The 1,244-nt window shown below is 57.5% G+C and carries 2 protein-coding genes; one reads left to right on the top strand and one right to left on the bottom strand.

The annotated features are described in order from the left end of the window. Nucleotides 1-73: 73 nt before the first annotated feature. The gene (locus tag ILT44_RS32115; protein ID WP_372441301.1) at nt 74-409 is read left to right on the top strand and encodes a LysR substrate-binding domain-containing protein; all 336 of its coding nucleotides are present in this window, start codon (nt 74-76) and stop codon (nt 407-409) included. 361 nt (nt 410-770) lie between these two features. On the opposite strand, the gene ILT44_RS31670 is transcribed toward ILT44_RS32115, so the two are convergent. Beyond that, on the bottom strand, nt 771-1,244 hold a 474-nt coding region (locus ILT44_RS31670), incomplete at its 5' end, for a calcium-binding protein (protein ID WP_204243339.1).

Here is a 1,244-nt window from a genome sequence, read left to right as displayed (position 1 = left end):
CCGGAACTGGCGGACATCACCGTCTCCCTGCTCGCCGCCAGGAGGATCTTGCGGGAGGAACTGTCCCGCCTCCATCGAGGGGCAGATCATTCAACTTCTTACGGAGGCCATGAATCAGCATAGACTGCCACTAAATGTTGCATTTCAGATTGAGTCCATGGATGCCATTAAGGGTCTTATCGCCGATGGTATGGCCTGTGGGGTTCTCCCATTGGGAACTGTCATGCGTGAGGTCAGGGCTGGCACACTGATCGCGCGGCGAATTGTTAATCCTCCCCTCAAGCGGACGCTTTTCTTGTTGCAGCCGTCGACGCGGTTGCAGACTGAGGCACGGCGGGAGGCGCAGGAAACGATCGAGCGATCAGTCTCACGCCTTGCCCAAAGCTTTGCTTTTGAGAGTGTGGGTTGAGAATTATCCTGCCTATCCGGTCACGATGGAGAAAGAACCTCATCCGTCTTCGAAGGCACAACCAACAGTGACAGGCGCAATGATTTGGTCGATCTGACAACATGGCAAGGGCAGCAGTTTAGGCTTGGCCCTGATCTCATCGCCTTCACGATAGTTCAGTCGTCGTCCAGTCCGGCAGACCTAAGTGGTGGACCGCCGGGCAGGTGTAGTGATCATGCTGGGCATCGTAGATTGAAGTCCTGCCCGCCGCCGATCAGGATCGGCTTAGCAGAGCAACGCAGTTCCACACAGGCTGGAATCAAAGAGGACATCGCATGAGCTGCTTTCATGACGATGAAAGCAGCTCATGCGATGTCATAGATCACACGATCAGGAAGTCGTTCAGTTTGACCGCCGCCCTATTGGCGAGCTGCGCGAACTCGATCTGTGCGGCGTGACCTGTCCCGTCCGGATCGTAGAACAGCGTACCGGTCGCCTTGTGGTAGATGATGCGATCCTCTGCGTCTTCAGCGCGGGCGCCGAGATGGAAGGCGTCGGCCTTCAGCCTGCCGTTTGCGCCAACCTTTCTGAAGACAGCGTTGTCGATATGGAAGACGTCGTCCGCGGAACGAAAATCGACGACGAGGTCTTTGTTCGACACTGCGTTTGGGGCCGCATCAAATCGGAATGCGTCGCGGCCCACACCGCCGCGCAGGTTGTCGTTCCCGCGCCCGCCGCTCACGATGTCGTCTCCTGCGCCGCCCTTGAGGATGTCAAATCCGGCCTCGCCGAACAGCCTGTCGTTTCCGTTGTCACCATTGAGGTTGTCGTCATCAGCACCGCCGAAGATCTGGTC

It is taken from the genome of Microvirga arvi, assembly GCF_016892765.1.
GTDB lineage: Bacteria > Pseudomonadota > Alphaproteobacteria > Rhizobiales > Beijerinckiaceae > Microvirga > Microvirga arvi.
This window is presented reverse-complemented; position numbering and strand designations above follow the sequence as displayed.